This window comes from Lysinibacillus sp. fls2-241-R2A-57 (assembly GCF_030209535.1).
GTDB lineage: Bacteria > Bacillota > Bacilli > Bacillales_A > Planococcaceae > Lysinibacillus.
Genome location: NZ_JARVRU010000101.1, coordinates 1 through 16,991 on the forward strand (window position 1 = coordinate 1; position 16,991 = coordinate 16,991).

Here is a 16,991-nt window from a genome sequence, read left to right on the forward strand (position 1 = left end):
GTTTCGTTCCACCCGTTTGAGTGCGAGAAGCAGATTCTCCCGTGATAATATTTGACTCATTAACATCTCGTTCGACTCCTCCGTGAATAGCTTGTCTTCTTATAACAGTTTCTACTGCACCCGCTCAATGTCCCTCATGGGATTCACCATTACCTCCATTAAGTCGGTCCTTCTGGATTTTCTGTGTTTACCATAGAAAACTGCATGCCAAGGGCTATTCTCTCCGAATTGTTCGGTCCTTCCCATTCATTCTAGAAGTGAATGGTACTATGACCTCTGCTGACTTCTGATGGTTCAGCTACCTATCGCTAAGTAGGTTACAAAGTGTACTTTGCGTTTCCATCAGACCTCCCCGGGTAAGCGCATGCACTTTCACACCATCTATCCGCCTCATTTACTCGATATGACCTTCGACAGAAAGGACTTTGTGTTGTTATGCACACTCATCCAATCATACCTAGCCTTATATGAGATTCGTGTTCCTCGGACCGGTGTTTTGCCTCCAGCTTCCTTCAGATTCCGCGTCGCCACGGACACCCTTGCTCTTGGCTAACCTCTACTTCTGTCTTCGGGGTTCGGGACTTACACCCTATAGTTCATACGCATGCCGGGCGCACATAAAAAAGAGATCTCATTGGACATGAGATCTCTTTTTTGATTCTATATCAAATGTTGGAGTGGGCAACATGTTCAATCGGTCGGTTCGAGGTTACAATCCGTCACGCTAGCTTATGAATACCTCGACAAATATTTTAAAGCCTCATTTTACACTTAAACAGGAGCCATGTGGAAATATTTTCATGTTATAGAGGGTTTAATATCAAATCTAAATTCTAAGCGCTCAGGAAGGCAAATAAACAGCCCACGTGGAAGAGATGAGCGTTCAGTTAGTAGATAGGAGAAATAGAGCTAAAAACGACAGAAAAAGAGCAGTCTCATAATTGAGACTGCTCTTGTTTCTGTCTAAATTTTAGTGTGTTGGTGGGTACCCGCTATTAATAACTGTCATAATTACGAACCAACCGAATATTACCGCACTTAATAAGTTGAAAACAACGCTTAAAAGGTTCTTTTCTTTAATTGCTTGGAATGTACCAACTGCTGCTAAAATCGCCACTAGACCAAAAATAACCATTAATAAGTTCATTAAAAAAAGACACTCCTTTCGACATCAGAAAATGAATGTCGTAAACAATATTCCTCCTTAATTGTAAACGTTCTACCTGTTTTTGTCGAGAACTAAAATAGCGTAAACTATGAACATTTATCGTCAAATTGTGGCAAAGGCTGTATAATATGAAATTGAGGTGATGACAATGATGAACGTACGAAGTTATTCGCTTGGACCAATTCAAACGAATTGTTATATCGTATCGAATAAAAATAAGGAATGCATAATATTTGATCCAGGAGAAGAAGCAGATCGAATCATCAAGACTATACGGAGTAACGGTCTAAAACCATTAGCTATTTTTTTAACACATGCACATTTCGATCATATCGGTGCCGTAGATGCTGTCCGTGAAGCTTTTAATGTTCCGGTATGGATTCATGAAAAAGAAGTTAGCTGGTTAGGAGATCCAACAAAAAATGGCTCTAGCAAATACGCAGCATTACCAGATTATATAGTCGCTGCCCCTGCTGAAGAAAATATTATTAAAGAAGAACAGTTATTTGAAATAAGTAATTTTAGTTTTAAAGCTATTTTTACGCCGGGACATTCACCAGGTAGTATTTCATATATATTTGAAAATGATGGCTTTGCTATTGTTGGGGATACGCTATTTGAGCAAGGTGTTGGACGTACAGATTTACTTGGAGGCTCAACAAAAATATTACTGACATCGATTCATGATAAGTTATTGACACTACCTGAGGATACGATTATCTACCCTGGCCATGGTAATTATACAACGGTCGGTGCAGAAATGGAGACGAATCCTTTTTTAAATGGTTTTTAAGCAATAGATTGAAATGATCGGTATGGGTAAAGTAACTTCATAACATACAAAAATCCCCCTAGCATTTTGTAGGATAGATAGAATAAATCAACTTCTATCCTATTTCATTGCAAAGGGGGATTTTACTATGTATTTCATAAAAAAAGCGTGTCTCACATTCGATGAGACACGCGATTTCTTTGTATTAATGACCGCCGCCAGGTACGTGAATGAATGTTGTATAGTACGTGAAGCCAGCGAAGAATACAGTTAAATAGGCTCCGAAAATGTACATGTACATACGCTCTGAAAGGTTTAAGAAGCCTAATAATAAGAATAAACCTGTATTACCTACGAATAATAGCGATACCTCGTTCATACCACCAAGGTAGAACATGACTGCAAAAATACCTGTCCAGAATGCCATAACTTTATACATATTATCCATGAAGATTTCCCCTCCTTTTGCCCACGACACAATAATCTCTTACTCATTATAAATGATATGAAAGGTATCTGTAAACTGGAACTTCTGCTTCTTTGTGACAAACAAATGGATTTTTAAATTAGCTATCAATTTCTGTCACGTTTATTTCATATTTACATAAATCGCAATTATGTATCATGCTTTCAATATGTATAAATTCATTGTTAGAAAATAACGCATCTAACTGTCCCTTTAAATAGGATTCATGTAAAGAACAAACAATTTCTGAATGAGTAGTAAGTTGCTCCTGGAACGGACAATTAAAAATGGAGAATGTCACCTTTTTACCTTGCTCTGTTTGCGTTACTTGCGGAATATAGCCAATTAATGCTGCATTGTCAGTTAATAGCTGAAGTTTTTGGTCGAAGGAAAGAGTATTATTTAAAGATAACTCAGCATTTACATAATTCCTCATTTGCTGATAACCATCTTGGTAGCTAATTTCCTTGCCTTTTTCTAATGCAGATGGTCCAAATTCTTGAATTAATTGAATTGTCCATTTTAGTAGTCGATCCTCATCACGTCTTGGGAACGATAATGATACGCCTTTATCTGAGGCCTTATATACACGACCAGGTCGGCCACCTTTTCCTGTCTTGGCAAAATCAGCTGTTATAATATTAATTTCTGAGAGCTTTGTTAAGTGTAGACGTGCAACGTTTGGATGTATGCCGAATTCATCAGCGATATTTTGGACTGTTACAGTTTTCTTCTCTTTCAGGATGTACTCATAAATAGAGTATCTAGTTTCATCGGCTAATGTACTCGTAATTTTTAATGGATGGATCATTTGTATCACCTCTATAAATTTTTTAAATAATATCTGCTCTACCAGTGTTAGGAAAAACATGTTAATTCTATTATATTGTATTATTGAAAAAGATACAGTTCTTTAGTGAAAATTTGCACGTTATTCACAGTTTTATCGTAAAAAACATATTTGATAGTAAATTTTTATTTTAAGAAAAGGGCTTTTCTTGTGGCAAATTCGTATCGTGTACTAGGAAAAAACGAATAGCTCGGTAATATTCGAATGGACTAGAAGAGGGGTGTGAATATTCGGAATCTTGAAATAAGTACAGAAACTTTTACTAAAAGCCCATCATTTCAGTGTATCAGATGATTTTTAGTTCCAGAAAAATGTACGATGTTGTAGAAAATATAATAAGCTTATTAAAGGGAGTGACTATTTAGATGAGTGAAAAATTTTCCAATCAAAATAAGATTATTAAAAATATGATTGATTCATTTAATCTTTCCATTAATTTCGATCTTACTGGGTATCTTGAAAAAGAAGAAGAGATTTACACTAAGTACCCAGAAAATTTTCTAATAATAGATCGTTTTCCCATGATTATTAGTAAATCGATGGAATGGTTTGCTCCTCTGGACGTTTGTTTTAGTCAAAATAAACAAACACCAAAAGAATTTTTTGAAGTTGAAAAAAAATTTATAAATACTTTAACTATCTTATCGTGTTATAGCTCTTTGTTGGTACAAAGTTCTTATTACTTTTCAGAAAGAAAGATACCAGATTTCTTCACAAATGAAGAAAAAGATTATCTTTTAAAAATGAAAGACCATCCTTTTATTCAAATTATATCCCCGAAAGAATTAAGTAATTACTTAAAATTAAGTCTAAGAGGGTACGAGCAAACTATAATTTATTTACCAGAATTAAAGATTATTGCATGGGTAAATGAATTAATTGTTTCTGTATTTGTTCAAGATGAGAAATATAGAAAACTTATCGATACAATCAGTTCAACTGAGGGTTTATATTTAAGAGAAAAATAGGTCTAAGAACTTAAAGATGAAGTACTTAGTCTTATTTAATTTTCTAACTTAAACAAAATTTTAGCTCATCATCAAAAATGGTGGATGACATTTATTGAAACATTTTCCATGTATATTAGTCGATCTTCGTTCCAGCAGGGCGACTCCTTGGGAATCAGTGGCTCATCGGACGCCTCCCCAGGAAGCTTTGCTCTGTGCGAAAGCGAAAGGACAGCAACACCAAATGTTTTCTGTAGCGAAAGCAAAGCGACAGCTATAAAACGCCCTAGTAGGAACGGAAATCAACCACACGTTATGGTGATGAGGTCTTGTGCATTCATCATTCATATGACTATGTTCATCTTTAGTGAAAATTTGTGCGTTATTCACAGTTTTATCGTAAAAAACATATTTGAAAGGAAATTTGATAGTAAATTTTTATTTTAAGAAAAGGGCTTTTCTTGTGGCAAATTCGTATCTATACTAGGGATAACGAATAGAGCGGTCATATTCGAATGAACTAGAATAGGGGTGCGAATATGCAGAATTTTGAAACAATTGTCGAACAAAAATGTGAGCAACTTTTACTAAAAGCATATCATTTCGGTGCATCAGATTTATTGTTAGTTCCAGAAAGAGTACGATATCGTATTTATTTTCGAAAATATGATAAGCTACTCCAAGCAGGTGAGTTACCGTACGATCTTGCGGAACGAATGATTTCCTATTATAAATTTTTAGCGGCATTAGATATAAGCGAGCGGCGAAAACCCCAAAGCGGCTCTTTCCAAAAAGCTATGGAAGAAGATCAATATGCCTTCCGTGTCTCTACACTTCCCTCAGTATTTTTAAAAGAAAGTCTAATTATTCGACTGCTTTTACAAAATCATGCTTTCCCACTTACTTCCCTATCTTACTCTAAGTATGCAGCAGACATGTTGATGGAACTAGTGAAACATCGACAAGGGCTATTATGTTTCACAGGTGCAACCGGATCTGGTAAGTCAACATCTTTGTATTCTCTGATCCATTATTGTTCTTCAGAGTTAAATAGACACGTCATTTCATTAGAGGACCCTGTCGAAAATAATCAGGCTAATCTTCTTCAGATTCAGGTGAACGAACGAGCAGGAGTTACATATTCTACAGGCTTAAAGGCTATTTTGCGCCACTCACCTGACGTTATTATGATTGGAGAAATACGTGATAAAGAGACGGCAAAAATCGCAATCGAGGCATCGTTAACAGGTCATTTAGTGGTCACGACGATTCATGCCAAGGATTCAGTCAATTGCCTTTATCGATTCATTGACTTAGGCGTTTCAGTGGAAGAACTTCGTCAAACAGTTGTAGGTATTGTTGCTCAAACTCTTTTCCAATCGCCAATAATCAAAGAAGAACGCCGTGCATTATTTGAAATATTAAGCGATGTGCATCTTCAAATGGCCTTAAAGGCAATTACGCAAAAAACTAGCTATGAGCTACCACATGAGTTAACACTTTCAGGTCAAAGAGAATTAATAGAGAGTCCGAACTATGCGAATACGAAAATTGATTGAGAGAATTCGTCTTGATTACAAAAAGGCGACAATTTGGCGAGTTAGGGAGCAAGCCCATTTTTTTAGCCGATTAAGCGTGCTAATGCAGGAAGGTTATTTATTCCCGCAAGCTATTTCAATTCTATTACCCCATCATATTGAAGCACATGAAGAAATACAAAAGCTAATCAATGAAAAGCTGAGGCAGGGAGTCGGTGTTTCAGGAATTCTTGAAACTTTGCACATTTCAAAGCAGTATTTAGTGGCTATTACAGTTGCAGAAAACAATGGGCATATGATCGAAACGTTAAAAGGTGTGGCTAAGCAAATGGCTTTGAGTGAGGCGACGAAGAAAAAGTTAATGAAGCTACTCTTATATCCAGTGGTACTCTTTCTATTTTTGTTGCTGTTGTTTTTAGTATTTCGCACCGTATTTTTTCCTAATATAGAAAAAATGGTGACAAGTCGAACTACCGGCAAAGAGGAAACAAGTAGTATTGCTTTGTCAAAGCTATTATTGCATTTTCCCGACGCTCTATTTGTTGTAGGGATAGCCGTAATTTGTAGCATTTTGATTTTTCAGCTGTATCTCAAACGACAACCAATTGCTCAGCGGCTAAAAATCATCTTAAAAACTCCATTTATTCGGATGTATATACGAATATCTTTAACGAGACAATTTGCTGCGTATTTAGGAAGTTTGTTACAAAGTGGATTTTCTTTACAGGCAAGTCTACAAATTTTAGAGGAGCAGCGACTTCAACCATTTCTTCAACATTTGGCCCGATGTATAAAGGAGCGTGTTGTTTTTGGTGATACGCTCACACAAGCTGTAAATTTGATGGAAGTTTGGCAGAAGGATTTCTCCGTATTTGTTGAACATGGGGAGCAAAGTGGCTATTTAGGGAAAGAGCTAGTACTGTATAGCGAATTACTGACAGAAAAGCAGGAGCAACTATTGCATAAAATCCTTGCGTTTGTGCAGCCAACCTTCTTTATTATTATTGCAGTGTGTATAGTTGCCGCGTATGTAAGTTTATTATTACCAATATATCAAATGATTGAACTAGTATAGGAGGATAATAATGAAACGTCTAAAGCAGCAAGCTGGCTTTACATTGATCGAAATGTTAATCGTTCTGCTTATTATTTCAATATTAATTTTAATCACAATTCCAAACGTTACGAAACATTTTGCCACAATTGATGAGAAGGGCTGTAAAGCGTATATTAGCATGGTGCAGGGGCAAGTAGAGGCGTATCGAGTAGATTTTATGGCATATCCAACAATTGGGGAATTAGTAGAAAAAGGCTATTTGAAGAAGAATGAAACGACCTGTCCAAATAAAAAAGTGATCGAGATAACGAATGATGGAGAGGTACGATTGGCAAAGCCATCTTCTGAAGTAGGTTCTGGTAGCTGATGGATGTTATAAAAAGTGAGCGTGGCTATACGTTTGTTGAAATGATCATTGTATTGTTTATCGTTATGTGTTTGTCAGTGATTGTCGTTAAGTATTCGTTAAAAGCAGCGGAAACTAGGGAGCTTGAGCGATTTTTCACGCAAATTCAATTAGATATTCAATATATACAAACTTATAGTATGCATCAAAGAGAATATATTTCGATGAAGTTTGAAAGTTCATCCAAAAGATATATCATTAAAAAAGATTTTTATACCGAATTATATGAACGACCTTTTCCGAAAGGGGTAGAATTCATACCTGAATCAAATTCGGTTCACACGATTATCTATAACTACTATGGGACCGTCATGACTCCAGGGACTATTTATTTTAATACACCTCAGGGCATTAAAAAGGTTGTGATTACGTTAGGGCGAGGGAGATCAAGAGTTGAATGAATCTGGTTATTCATTTGTAGAAACGATTTTATCAGTGGTCATTGTCATGTTATTATGCACGACATTAATACCAATTAGCTACACGATGAAAACAACTCTTTATAACAAGAAGCTAGAGGTCATCGCAGCTGAAACGGCTTATGAAGGTTTAAAGCAATATTACTATTTACAGCAAGCGGAAGGCTCTAAAATAATTGAAAATGTAGAATTTACTTGGGCTTTTGATGGACAAGGGGTATGTGTAAGCTTTCAAAATACAAGAGAATTACGTAAAAAATGTATCCAGCAGACAGGTGAAGTCGATGAATGAGCGGGGTTATACATTATTAGAAGCATTGTTTCAATTAGTTGTTTTTATGCTTGTTGCACATCTTGTTGTTTTCATTATGCTATGGTTCGCAGAAATGAAAGTAACGGTACTATCTGATGAACAATCGAAGTGGGAGCTATTTGTTTATGATTTGAATATGTATTTAGAGGATATTTCATCATTTACGATTCGAAAAGATCAAAAGAGAATAACCTTCCAAGCAGCAGATGCAACTCATAATATTGATTGTTATAGTAATATTATTCGCGATCAAGTGAAGGGTGGTCATGTGCCACTGCTAATTGGTATTAATAAATGCCAGTTCAAATATGAAAAAAATATGTTAACAGTAACTGTTGAACTTCCAAGTGGTATCCAAAAGGAGCGAACCTTCTATGTACCGGTTATTGAAAAATGACAGAGGGGCTATTTTTTTAATCGCAATTGCATTATTATTTTTTGTAACTACTTTTGTTCTTACGTATTGTGCGTCTTATGAAATTCAGTTTCGAACATATGAAGGGCTAGAAAAGATGAATGTTCGAGCTACGATAAATTTATTAGGACAAATTTTGTCAGACAGTGTAGAATCGTAGTTATAAGAAGGTGATTCGAATGCGAAAAATATATTTAGTTGGCTTTATGGGCTGCGGGAAAAGTGCGTTAGGAAGACGTTTAAGCTATTTACTAAAGATGCCATATTATGATATGGATCATGAAATAGTGAGACAGCAGGGCATGACCATTCCACAGATTTTTGAAAAATACGGCGAAGCACGTTTTCGAGAAATAGAAACAGAATTTTTGAAAAATTTCCGAGATGAAGCTTGTATTATTTCAACAGGTGGTGGAGTTGCGGTCAATGTTGAAAATCGAAAAATAATGAGACGCAGCGGACTCGTGTTTTTTTTAGATGCGACATTCGAAGATATTTACAAACGAATACAGCATGACTCAAACAGACCGATTGTACAAAGTTCAACAAAAGAGGAGCTTGAGAATCTGTATCATTACAGAAGAAAGTTCTATCGTGAGGCAGGACATATACAAGTGTTAACTGAAGGTAGAACAATCCGCCAAATTCTTGAGTATTTAGTATTCCAAGTTAAAAGGTTAAAAGGCGAACGATAATGTACGTTAATGATTTTAACGTTCGTGTTTTATTATAAAATAAAAAATGTTTGCCTTTTCAATGCAATTAATGTTAGGATATAGACAAATAAGTAACTTAATGTTCATTGAATACTAAATAGTACCAAGATTATCTTGGGCGGATGATTGTGCGGGGAGAGCACGTGTAGACGTCACCGAAGGAGCAAGTAGCAAAGTGTTATGAATCTCTCAGGTAAAAGGACTCGTACAAGACGCAACTCTGGAGAGAGCTGTAATACAACAGCCACCAAAGGGGAAAGCCGGCTGATTGGCATTGTAACAATGCGAGCCAGTCTGGTGTAACTTTCAGGTGCAAGGACAGAGAATCCCGAAAAGGGGTTCGTCTGTCTTTTTTTATGTCAGAATGTTTTGCCTAATTTTCTCTTATTTATTTGGATGAACAAGTAAGTGAAGCATGAACTGTACTAATATAAGAAAAACAGACGAACTACTACTAGTAAAAATGTAACTAACAATAAGGGGGCAAAAAGAATGGCGAACGAATTAAAACGTACACCTCTATTTGACGAATACGCAAAGTATGGTGGTAAAACAATTGACTTCGGTGGATGGGAATTACCAGTACAATTCTCTTCTATTAAAGAAGAACATGATGCAGTACGTAATCGTGCAGGTTTATTTGATGTATCACATATGGGTGAAATTTTAGTAACTGGCCCTGATTCTCTAAATTTTTTACAAAATCTTTTGACAAATGATATTTCAAAAATTGCAGTTGGTCAAGCGCAATATAATGCAATGTGCTATGAAGATGGCGGCGTTGTCGATGATTTATTAACGTATAAATTAGCAGATGATCATTATTTACTTTGTGTAAATGCGTCAAATATTGAAAAAGATTATGATTGGATGATGGAAAATCAACATCAATATGACGTGACGATCGACAACCAATCAGATGCTTATGCACAAATTGCCCTTCAAGGTCCATTAGCAGAAGAAGTTCTTCAATCATTAACAGCTACTGATTTAAGTGCCATTAAATACTTCCGTTTCCAAGCAGATGTTGAAGTTGCTGGTCATAAAGCATTAGTCTCTCGTAGTGGTTACACAGGAGAAGATGGTTTTGAATTATACGGATCCCTAGAAGATATTAAAGCTTTATGGGATAAAATCTTAGAAGCTGGAAAAGACAAAGGTGTTGTGCCAGCAGGTTTAGGCTGCCGTGATACACTTCGTTTTGAAGCAGGTTTGCCATTATACGGGCAAGAGCTATCAGCGACAATTTCACCTCTTGAGGCGGGTATTGGCTTTGCTGTGAAGTTAAATAAAGAGGGCTTTAATGGTCATGAGGCATTAGTGGCACAAAAAGAAAATGGGCTGTCACGTAAAATTGTGGGCATTGAAATGATCGATAAAGGAATTCCTCGACATGGCTATAAAGTGTTTAAGGATGGTAAGGAAATCGGTGAAGTGACAACAGGTACTCAGCTTCCTTCCTCAAAACGTAATGTTGGTAACGCATTAATTGACAGCCAATTCGCAACTATCGGAACTGAGTTGGAAATCGAAATTCGTGGTAAGCAATTAAAGGTAGTAACAGTTGAAACACCGTTTTACAAGCGTTCAAAATAATAGGTGAAAAGAGGGAGCTACATTTATGAAACATCGTTATTTACCAATGACGGAGCAAGATAAACAAGAAATGTTAGACGTAATTGGTGTATCTTCAGTTGATGAGTTATTTGGGGATATTCCAGAAAAAGTACGTTTTAAAGGTCTGTATGATATTAAAGAAGCAAAATCTGAATCAGCTTTATTAAAAGAATTATCAGCACTTGCTGCGAAAAATAAAGATACAAATGCTAACGCATCGTTTTTAGGTGCTGGTGTGTACAACCACTATAAACCAATTATCGTGGACCATGTTATTTCACGTTCAGAGTTTTACACAGCATACACTCCGTATCAACCAGAAATTTCACAAGGGGAATTACAAGCAATTTTTGAATTCCAAACGATGATTGCAGAGCTTACAGGTATGGATCTTGCAAACTCTTCTATGTATGATGGGGGAACAGCATTAGCTGAGGCAGGTATGCTTGCAGCTGGCCATACACGCCGTAAGAAAATTTTAGTATCTGAAGCGGTTCATCCTGAGTATCGCGATGTCGTTGCTACATATGCATACGGACAATCAATTGAAATTGTTACTGTTCCACATAAAGATGGTGTGACAGATGTAGAAGCATTAAAAGAACTAATCGATGACAATACGGCAGCTGTTATCGCACAATACCCTAACTTCTTTGGTCAAGTAGAGGACTTACAAGTAATTGGTGATATTGCACATGAGGCAAAAAGTTTATTTGTCGTATCTTCAAACCCACTTGCACTAGGAATTTTAACACCACCTGGTAAGCTAGGTGCTGATATTTGTGTAGGTGACGCACAAGTCTTCGGTATTTCTGAGGCATTTGGTGGTCCACACTGTGGTTTCTTTGCTGTAACAACTAAGCTTATGCGTAAAGTTCCAGGCCGTCTTGTTGGTGAAACAGTGGACGGAGAAGGTCGTCGTGGTTATGTTTTAACATTACAAGCACGTGAACAGCATATCCGTCGTGATAAAGCAACGTCTAATATTTGTTCTAACCAAGCACTTCTTGCACTTGCAGCTTCTGTTGCAATGACTGCTCTAGGTAAACAAGGCGTTCGTGAAATGGCTACGCAAAATATTGCGAAAACTCGCTATGCTAAAAATGCTTTTGAAGCGGCAGGCTTTACAGTAGCATTCCAAGGTGCACACTTTAATGAAATCGTTGTGAAAACAAATAAATGTGTGAAAGAAATTAATAAAGGCCTAATTGAAAAAGGTATTATCGGTGGTTATCCTTTAGGTCAAACATATGAATCTCTTAAAAATCACGTGCTAATCGCAGTAACAGAATTACGCACGAAGGAAGAAATTGATGCACTTGTTGCAGAAATGGGGGCTCTTAATGCATAACGAAAATCAATCACTCATTTTTGAAATTTCCAAAGAAGGTCGCGTAGGCTATAGTTTAGAAGCACTTGATGTACCAGAGGTTGACCTTGCAGATTTACTTCCGGCGAACTTAGTACGTACTGAAGAGGCGGAATTACCAGAGGTTTCTGAGCTTGATATTATGCGCCACTATACAGCACTTTCTCGTCGAAACCACGGTGTAGACTCAGGTTTCTACCCTCTTGGCTCTTGTACGATGAAATATAATCCAAAAATTAACGAGGCCGTTGCACGCATTTCAGGCTTTGCTAATGTTCACCCATTACAGGATGAATCAACAACTCAAGGTGCGATGGAGCTTCTTTACGATCTACAAACTTCATTAGTTGAAATTACAGGTATGGATGAAGTGACATTACAACCTGCAGCAGGTGCTCATGGTGAATGGACGGCATTAATGATGATCCGCGCATTCCATGAAGCAAATGGTGAAGGTCACCGTAATAAAGTTATTGTTCCTGACTCTGCTCACGGTACAAACCCAGCATCGGCAACAGTTGCAGGCTTTGAAACTATTACTGTTAAATCAGATGAAGCTGGTTTAGTAGATATTGAGGATTTACGCAAAGTAGTTGGACCTGATACAGCTGCATTGATGCTAACAAATCCAAATACACTTGGTCTATTTGAAGAAAATATTATCGAAATGGCAGAGCTAATTCACTCTGTTGGCGGTAAAGTATACTATGACGGTGCAAACTTAAACGCAGTTATGAGTAAAGCACGTCCTGGTGATATGGGCTTTGACTGCGTACACTTAAATCTACACAAAACATTTACAGGTCCTCACGGTGGCGGTGGCCCAGGTTCAGGTCCAGTAGGAGTAAAAGCTGATTTAATTCCATTCCTTCCAAAACCAGTTTTAGTAAGAACTGAAGAAGGAACATATCACTTCGATTACGAACGTCCACAATCAATCGGACGTGTTAAACCTTACTATGGTAACTTTGGTATTAACGTACGTGCATACACTTATATCCGTACAATGGGTCCAGACGGCTTAAAAGCTGTAACAGAATATGCAGTACTAAACGCAAACTATATGATGCGTCGCTTAGAGCCATTCTATGATCTACCATACAACCGTCATTGTAAGCATGAATTTGTGTTATCAGGTCGTCGTCAAAAGAAACTTGGCGTTCGTACTTTAGATATTGCAAAACGTCTGTTGGACTTTGGCTACCATCCACCAACAACTTACTTCCCATTAAATGTGGAAGAGGCGTTAATGATTGAACCAACAGAAACAGAATCAAAAGAAACTTTAGATGCATTCTGCGATGTGATGATTCAAATTGCAAAAGAAGCAGAAGAAAATCCATCAATCGTTCAAGAAGCACCACATACAACAGTCGTATCTCGCCTAGACGAAACACGTGCTGCTCGTACACCAGTGCTTCGCTACCAAAAAGCATAATTAACAGAAATAAAGCGTTCGATAAGTATTTAAATACTTGTTGGACGTCTTTTTTATCTTAGATGGATTTTAAATGGAACGGCGACGGATAGAAATATAGGAGCGACAGATAGAAAAAGGAAAGCGACGGATGCAATGTTTAAAAGTTAGGGGAGTTAGCGGAATGTAATAGGAAGCTCGACACTATGCCTCGCATAACTATTTAAAGAAAAGTTATTATTTGGTACTATTATATTAATTTGGGGATCAACGGCTCAGCGGACGCCCTCAGGAAGCTTTGCTCTGTGCGAAAGCGAAGCGTCAGCTAAAAAAGCGCCCAGTCGGAACGGAAATCAACCACACGTTATGGTGATGAGCCATTAATTTAGGTTCACGGTAAAATAATTGTGCTTATTTAGTGACTTATTGTACATGTATGCGAAAAATGTTATGGAAGGGAATATTGCCTAAAGATGCAAACAAGAAATTCCATTATTATACTCTGAAAAAAGAAGCAGTTTTAATATAATCAGAACTGTTTCATTCTTTCAAAGATTAGGAAGTGATATTTATTGTTCAATGACGAAATAAATAACGAATTTATGTTATTCAAAGAGGCGAATGAAGGGAACTTTACATGGTGGAGCTATGTAAATATGAAATCAGATATAAAAACTGCACTTGGGTTTGCGAAATATTTTTATCCCGAAATTCTTGAAGTGGAAGGATGTTTCTTATTAAAGGATAAGTATTCAGAAAAAAATTTTAATAGGTGGAAGACGGAGTGTAAAAATAATAAAGTTTATATAGAAAAAATGATGAACCTATATCAAGTTAGAGATTTTTTTCATATTAATGTTGATGAAGATGAGAACTTAGAGGAGCAAATACAGGCTTTAGGAGAAGTTCTTAAAAAATTTTGGTCACTTAGTTTTAAGGACAGATTTCCAAATCGGGATATTGTAGTAAGTCTGTTCAAGGAGGAGGATGGACACTTATTTATTACTGTATATGAAAGATGAGTTGCCCATCATATCACTTTCAAGTTATCTGAAAGAGGAAAGTGAAAGTATTAGTAGTTTTGTTCCACTCAAAAATAAAATAAATGATGACTTTCTTAAGGCTTATTCCAAATTGAACAAAGAGGCGGAATGAGTCTTTTTGTATTGATTTTAAAATATTTAAAACAAAGATAAAGTAGGTATTGAAGGAACGTGTTCGTAATGAAACAATTAATTTAGATGGAATCTTAAATACAGCTTTCAAATTAAGTGACAGGAGTGGTTTAGTTTTGAGATTAGTCAATACCTATCTATCTGAAGAAGAAATAACGAAACAAGAAATTGAAGTAATTTATAATTTATTTATGCCACAATATACTGAAGAAATTGAAATAAATAGCTATAAATTTGATGGCCGTAAGTATTATGAAACTGATTTTGATGTCATTGGTATAGAATTTCTCAAGGATAATATTTATAAAGAAATTGATAAGTTGATTAAAATTCACGAAAAAGCCATTCAGTCAATAAATCAAGATGTAGAGATAATTGTAGCTAATGATGATACAGACGTAGAAGTCCAAACGTTTGAAAATAATTGTAATGATATTTCTGGATTTGGATTGTTTATTACTAAGAAGAAAATTCATGAAATAGAACCCTACTATACTTCTGATACTTGCAATGCTTATTTGAATTTTAAAAATGTTAGTTTTGGTGTTATGTTCGAATAGTACTGAAACGATAAAAGTCATCTTGATATTTTAAAATTTGAGTTTTTAGTTGAAAAATAAAAAATACAAAAAGCACCTATTTGTTAGATTTCAATTGAAATTAAAGATTTTTTTCTTAGAAAAAAGATCAAACATTCATAAAGAGAAGAAGTTGCCAGATTCTTTCAGAATGCTCAAATTCTGTATCCCCCGGCATCTAAACGTAGAACCATAAAAAGATCACTATTTAATATAAAGGTATATATTGATACAATTACATAAATTGTATGTAAATAAAATAATGGCTCATCATCAAAAGTTGTGGATGACATTTTTTTAAATATATGCGCTGTATATTAGTTGATCTTCGTTCCGACTAGACGCCCCCAGGAAGCTTTGCTCTGTGCAAAAGCGTAGCGACAGCAACAACAAATGTTTTCAGTAGCGAAAGCAAAGCGGTAACTACAAATGTTTTCTGTGCGAAAGCGAAGCGTCAGCAACAAAGCGCCCAGTCGCAGCGGAAATCAACCACACGTTATGGTGATGAGCCAAAATAATAACAAATATTTTTACTTATTTTGTCACTAATTGTACATGATTTGCGAGGAGATGTTATGAAAGGGATGGTAGATTAAGATGCAAACGATTCAAGTTGAGTTGAGTTTACCAACAAAAAGTGTTTTGAACGATACATATAAAATTCAAAAAGTTATTGCTGCTAGTAAATTATCCATCGTCTATATTGCGGAAAATAACAATGATGGGGACAAGGTAATTATTAAAGAGTTTTTTCCAGACGATATCGCTTTACGGGATTTAGATAATAAAACTGTAGTTAACCGCATACCTTCAACGAAGCAGAAATTTAAAGATTTAAAAGAGATTTTTCTAAATGAAGCCTTCATTATGCAGCAAATAGATCATCGCAATATCGTCAAATATATCGAACATTTTGAGGAAAATGAATCGATTTATATCGTTATGGAATATTATGAAGGGATGTTGTTAGATCAGTATTTAAATAGGTATCAAATTCATGAAAGAGATCATGTATATTCGGATATATTTCTTCCTTTAATGAATGCTTTGCGTTATTTGCATAAAAAAGGCATACTCCATAGAGACATTAAACCAAGTAATATTATGATAGATTCAGAGGGTAATCCATATTTACTAGATTTTGGTTCAGCGATTTTTTATAAAACTACTGAAAATTATCAAATTTTTACAAGTCCAGGCTATTCTCCTCTTGAACAATATTCCTATAAGTCGGAGCAAGGTGTCTATACGGATATCTATAGTTTAGCTGCAACATTTTATTTTTCACTGACAAATGTAATTCCAATGGATATATCCCAGCGACTAATCGAGGATAGGATTGAGAATGTAAGGTTTTATAATAAAAAAGTGAGTATTCTGTTGTCACAAACTATTATGTGGGGGCTATCTGTGCATGCAAAAAGAAGATGTCCTTCACTTAAATATATGGAATTAATAATTTCTTTTGAACCTATTATCAACAGGATAAAGAACTATAATAAGGAAAATAATTCTAAATGACCAATCATTTTACAAAAATGATTCTATATTATCATTTTACAAAACTAAATAGGTGCTTACCGAACAGCTTATGGACTAGAAACAACAACGCCGTAAGCTGTTTTTTATATTAAAAAATGGAGAATAGCGCATCTTTTTTACATAAAATATCATAAATTTAACTTCATCTGAATTTTGCCAAATATGAAACAATATTCTTATTTTACATAATATTCTATTGAAATTATTGACAGTAAATTTAGATATT

At 35.7% G+C, this 16,991-nt stretch carries 20 protein-coding genes and 1 riboswitch; of the genes, 17 read left to right on the top strand and 3 right to left on the bottom strand.

The window, feature by feature from the left end; translation table 11 throughout:
• Window positions 1-970: 970 nt before the first annotated feature.
• Window positions 971-1,147, bottom strand: coding sequence for a DUF2759 domain-containing protein (locus tag QRN68_RS16775; protein ID WP_285398055.1), 177 nt, complete (start codon window positions 1,145-1,147; stop codon window positions 971-973).
• 169 nt (window positions 1,148-1,316) lie between these two features.
• Here QRN68_RS16775 and QRN68_RS16780 point away from each other — a divergent pair, with 169 nt between their 5' ends.
• A complete protein-coding gene (locus QRN68_RS16780; RefSeq protein ID WP_285398056.1) occupies window positions 1,317-1,961 on the top strand; it encodes an MBL fold metallo-hydrolase in 645 nt (214 codons plus the stop codon).
• Between the two features lie 184 nt (window positions 1,962-2,145).
• Here QRN68_RS16780 and QRN68_RS16785 read toward each other — a convergent pair whose 3' ends face one another.
• Both QRN68_RS16785 and QRN68_RS16790 read right to left on the bottom strand, forming a co-directional pair.
• Window positions 2,146-2,388, bottom strand: coding sequence for a DUF2626 family protein (locus tag QRN68_RS16785; RefSeq protein WP_024361272.1), 243 nt, complete (start codon window positions 2,386-2,388; stop codon window positions 2,146-2,148).
• 118 nt (window positions 2,389-2,506) lie between these two features.
• Window positions 2,507-3,217: a helix-turn-helix transcriptional regulator gene (locus QRN68_RS16790; RefSeq protein ID WP_285398057.1), complete on the bottom strand. Its 711-nt coding sequence runs from the start codon at window positions 3,215-3,217 to the stop codon at window positions 2,507-2,509.
• Window positions 3,218-3,621: 404 nt separating this feature from the next.
• Here QRN68_RS16790 and QRN68_RS16795 point away from each other — a divergent pair, with 404 nt between their 5' ends.
• The 16 genes from QRN68_RS16795 (at window position 3,622) to QRN68_RS16870 (ending at window position 16,744) form a co-directional block, all read left to right on the top strand.
• Complete coding sequence (locus tag QRN68_RS16795; protein WP_285398058.1) at window positions 3,622-4,224, top strand: hypothetical protein; 603 nt, start codon at window positions 3,622-3,624, stop codon at window positions 4,222-4,224.
• Between the two features lie 94 nt (window positions 4,225-4,318).
• The gene (locus tag QRN68_RS16800; protein ID WP_285398059.1) at window positions 4,319-4,483 is read left to right on the top strand and encodes a hypothetical protein; all 165 of its coding nucleotides are present in this window, start codon (window positions 4,319-4,321) and stop codon (window positions 4,481-4,483) included.
• A gap of 259 nt (window positions 4,484-4,742) precedes the next feature.
• Complete coding sequence (comGA, locus tag QRN68_RS16805; RefSeq protein WP_285398060.1) at window positions 4,743-5,762, top strand: competence type IV pilus ATPase ComGA; 1,020 nt, start codon at window positions 4,743-4,745, stop codon at window positions 5,760-5,762.
• Complete coding sequence (gene comGB / locus QRN68_RS16810) at window positions 5,740-6,816, top strand: competence type IV pilus assembly protein ComGB (protein ID WP_285398061.1); 1,077 nt, start codon at window positions 5,740-5,742, stop codon at window positions 6,814-6,816. Before comGA ends, comGB begins: the two co-directional genes overlap by 23 nt.
• Window positions 6,817-6,826: 10 nt before the next feature.
• Window positions 6,827-7,165: a competence type IV pilus major pilin ComGC gene (gene comGC / locus QRN68_RS16815; RefSeq protein WP_285398062.1), complete on the top strand. Its 339-nt coding sequence runs from the start codon at window positions 6,827-6,829 to the stop codon at window positions 7,163-7,165.
• Window positions 7,165-7,605, top strand: a complete 441-nt coding sequence (comGD, locus tag QRN68_RS16820; protein WP_285398063.1) for a competence type IV pilus minor pilin ComGD — start codon at window positions 7,165-7,167, stop codon at window positions 7,603-7,605. The genes comGC and comGD overlap by 1 nt, the downstream gene beginning before the upstream one ends.
• A complete protein-coding gene (locus QRN68_RS16825) occupies window positions 7,598-7,915 on the top strand; it encodes a hypothetical protein (RefSeq protein WP_285398064.1) in 318 nt (105 codons plus the stop codon). Before comGD ends, QRN68_RS16825 begins: the two co-directional genes overlap by 8 nt.
• Entirely contained in the window at window positions 7,908-8,333 is a 426-nt protein-coding gene (gene comGF, locus QRN68_RS16830) for a competence type IV pilus minor pilin ComGF (RefSeq protein ID WP_285398065.1), read from the top strand. Before QRN68_RS16825 ends, comGF begins: the two co-directional genes overlap by 8 nt.
• The gene (locus QRN68_RS16835; RefSeq protein ID WP_285398066.1) at window positions 8,311-8,511 is read left to right on the top strand and encodes a hypothetical protein; all 201 of its coding nucleotides are present in this window, start codon (window positions 8,311-8,313) and stop codon (window positions 8,509-8,511) included. The genes comGF and QRN68_RS16835 overlap by 23 nt, the downstream gene beginning before the upstream one ends.
• A 19-nt stretch (window positions 8,512-8,530) precedes the next feature.
• Window positions 8,531-9,046 (top strand): shikimate kinase, encoded by a 516-nt coding sequence (locus tag QRN68_RS16840; RefSeq protein ID WP_285398067.1) that lies wholly within the window; start codon window positions 8,531-8,533, stop codon window positions 9,044-9,046.
• Window positions 9,047-9,189: 143 nt separating this feature from the next.
• Window positions 9,190-9,282, top strand: a riboswitch (glycine riboswitch).
• A gap of 277 nt (window positions 9,283-9,559) precedes the next feature.
• On the top strand, window positions 9,560-10,663 hold the full coding sequence (gene gcvT / locus QRN68_RS16845) for a glycine cleavage system aminomethyltransferase GcvT (protein ID WP_285398068.1): 1,104 nt from the start codon (window positions 9,560-9,562) through the stop codon (window positions 10,661-10,663).
• Window positions 10,664-10,688: 25 nt separating this feature from the next.
• Window positions 10,689-12,035 carry an aminomethyl-transferring glycine dehydrogenase subunit GcvPA gene (gene gcvPA / locus QRN68_RS16850; RefSeq protein WP_285398069.1) on the top strand — a complete coding sequence of 449 codons (1,347 nt, stop codon included), beginning with the start codon at window positions 10,689-10,691 and terminating at the stop codon, window positions 12,033-12,035.
• Window positions 12,028-13,491, top strand: coding sequence for an aminomethyl-transferring glycine dehydrogenase subunit GcvPB (gcvPB, locus tag QRN68_RS16855; RefSeq protein WP_285398070.1), 1,464 nt, complete (start codon window positions 12,028-12,030; stop codon window positions 13,489-13,491). The genes gcvPA and gcvPB overlap by 8 nt, the downstream gene beginning before the upstream one ends.
• A 635-nt stretch (window positions 13,492-14,126) precedes the next feature.
• On the top strand, window positions 14,127-14,492 hold the full coding sequence (locus QRN68_RS16860; protein ID WP_285398071.1) for a hypothetical protein: 366 nt from the start codon (window positions 14,127-14,129) through the stop codon (window positions 14,490-14,492).
• Between the two features lie 182 nt (window positions 14,493-14,674).
• Window positions 14,675-15,205: a hypothetical protein gene (locus QRN68_RS16865; protein WP_285398072.1), complete on the top strand. Its 531-nt coding sequence runs from the start codon at window positions 14,675-14,677 to the stop codon at window positions 15,203-15,205.
• Between the two features lie 615 nt (window positions 15,206-15,820).
• Window positions 15,821-16,744 carry a serine/threonine protein kinase gene (locus tag QRN68_RS16870; protein WP_285398073.1) on the top strand — a complete coding sequence of 308 codons (924 nt, stop codon included), beginning with the start codon at window positions 15,821-15,823 and terminating at the stop codon, window positions 16,742-16,744.
• Window positions 16,745-16,991: the final 247 nt, after the last annotated feature.